Origin of the sequence: Mesorhizobium sp. M5C.F.Ca.IN.020.32.2.1 (assembly GCF_004023105.1) — a bacterium.
GTDB classification, from domain to species: Bacteria; Pseudomonadota; Alphaproteobacteria; order Rhizobiales; family Rhizobiaceae; genus Mesorhizobium; species Mesorhizobium wenxiniae.
The window spans coordinates 1-2,220 of record NZ_RZSX01000969.1 but is presented as its reverse complement, the minus strand read 5'-3'; the positions used below and the strand labels follow the sequence as shown (position 1 = coordinate 2,220).

General features: G+C 63.7%; 2 protein-coding genes and 1 pseudogene. All 3 read left to right on the top strand.

Features of this window, described 5'->3' with window-relative positions:
- Positions 1-1,054, top strand: a 1,054-nt coding sequence (locus EOA86_RS31590; protein WP_128345189.1) for a cystathionine beta-lyase, incomplete at its 5' end; no start/stop codon positions are given.
- 202 nt (positions 1,055-1,256) lie between these two features.
- Positions 1,257-1,937: an RNA polymerase sigma factor gene (locus EOA86_RS31585; RefSeq protein WP_164892183.1), complete on the top strand. Its 681-nt coding sequence runs from the start codon at positions 1,257-1,259 to the stop codon at positions 1,935-1,937.
- A 100-nt stretch (positions 1,938-2,037) separates the two neighbouring features.
- Positions 2,038-2,220: pseudogene (locus EOA86_RS31580) on the top strand (DUF4142 domain-containing protein); the annotation flags it as partial.

Sequence of the window (2,220 nt, the reverse complement as noted above, 5' to 3'; positions counted from 1 at the left end):
CTATCCCAACGCGGCGACGATGGCGGCACGCAGCCAGAAATACACCTACGGCACGCGCGGCACGCCGACCACCGACGCGCTTGCCGGCGCGATCGACGCGCTCGAAGGCTCGGCCGGCACGATCCTGGTGCCCTCGGGCCTGGCGGCGGTGACGGTCCCGCTGCTCGCCTTCCTGTCGGCGGGCGACCATGTCCTGATCGTCGATTCCGTCTATCACCCGACCCGCAATTTCGCCGACACGATGCTGAAACGGCTGGGCGTCGAGGTTGAGTACTACGATCCGCATGTCGGTGCCGGTATAGCGGCGCTGATCAAGCCCAACACCAGGGTCGTGTTCACCGAATCGCCGGCCTCCAACACGTTCGAGGTGCAGGACATACCGGCCATCGCCAGCGCGGCACACGCGGCAGGCGCGATCGTCATGATGGATAACACCTGGGCGACGCCGCTCTACTTCCGCCCGCTCGACCACGGCGTCGACATCTCGATTCATGCGGCGACGAAATACCCGGCTGGCCATTCCGATGTGCTGCTCGGCACCGCGTCGGCCAACAAGGCCTGCTGGAAACAGCTTTGCGAGACGTTCTACACGATGGGCTGCTGCGCTGGGCCGGACGATGTCTATCAGGTGCTGCGCGGCCTGCGCACCATGGGTGTGCGCCTCGACCACCATCAGCGCAGCGCACTGGCCATCGCCGGCTGGCTGGAGGGCCAGCCGGGCGTGGCGCGCGTGCTGCATCCAGCGCTTGCCAGCCACCCCGATCACGCTCTCTGGAAGCGCGACTTCTGCGGCTCGAGCGGCATTTTTTCGATCGTCCTTGCTGGCGGCGGCCAGAAACAGCAGCATGCCTTCCTCGACGCGCTCAGGATATTCGGCCTTGGCTATTCCTGGGGCGGCTATGAGAGCCTTGCCGTGCCGGTCTTCCTCGGCGACCGCGTCGTCGCCAAGGGCCCTTATGACGGCCCGCTCATCCGCTTGCAGATCGGACTTGAAGACGTCGACGACCTGAAAGCCGATCTGGCGCGCGGCCTCGCTGCGGCGGCGGCTGCTTGAGCGACGGCAGGGTCTTCCAACAGGCGCATCCTCGGCCTGATCATCTGCTGGCCGCAACGGCGCGCGCAAGCTGCAGACAAGCTGCTGGTCGAAGCGGTAGCGTAGTCGGGCCGCCGGGAAAAATGTTCGGGAACCTTTTCTCGGTTAGCCCGTCCAATGTTTCGATCGGAGGATTTGCTTCCGGTCAGGAGATTGGCTCGCGATGAGGAAACCGCTCACGGCTGCGACCGTCATGCCCGCCGCATCTGGCGAGATGCAGCTTGTCGGCCGCGCCCTGGCACGCGAAGGCGGAGCCTTCCGCACGATTATCAAGATGCACAACCAGCGGCTCTATCGTATCGCCCGCAGCGTCGTCCGCAACGACAGCGAGGCTGAGGACATCGTGCAGGAGGCCTATGTCAGGGCCTTTGCCCAACTCGGGGATTTTCGCGGCGAATCCTCTCTCGCCACATGGCTGTCGCGCATCGTCATCAATGAGGCGCTTGGGCGTTTGCGCAAAAGGCGGCGAACGGTAGCGATGCCGCAAAGTCTACAAGCCGAAATCATCAAGTTTCCCCTTAATCCCAGCGATGATCCGGAGCGGACGATGGCGCAACGGCAGATCCTCGAGCTTGTCGAACGGGCGACCGATCGCCTTCCCGATGTCTACCGGACAGTATTCGTGGCGCGGGTGATCGAGGGTCTTAGCATAGACGAGACCGCAGAATTGCTTGATGTGCGGCCTGAAACCGTCAAGACCCGGCTGCACCGCGCCCGCGCCCTCGTCCGCAAGGCGCTGGACGATCAGATCGGCCCGGTGCTGCTCGATGCCTTCCCCTTCGCCGGCCGCCGGTGTGAACGGCTGACCGCCGGGGTGATGCAGCGGCTTGGCTTTACAGACTGATTTTTCCCGAATTCCCGGGAACGTTTGCCCCCGCCCGGCATCCAATCATCGTCAACTGGAAATGCCCGGAGCCATTCGCATCCGGGCGAAGGAGAACGTCATGTTTATTCGATCGACCACCGCACTGGCAGCGCTTTTCCTGCTCAGCACAGCAACGTTGGCGCAAGCCTCCGATAAGCCGAGCGACCCGCAGATCGCCCACATCGCCTACACAGCCGGCGTGCTTGACGTCGAGGCGGCCATGCAAGCGCTGAAGAAATCGAAAAACAAGGAGATTCTCGAC

Excerpts from the sequence above, each read along its gene's own strand:
- EOA86_RS31585 (WP_164892183.1), top strand. The coding sequence starts at position 1,257 with ATGAGGAAACCGCTCACGGCTGCGACCGTCATGCCCGCCGCATCTGGC.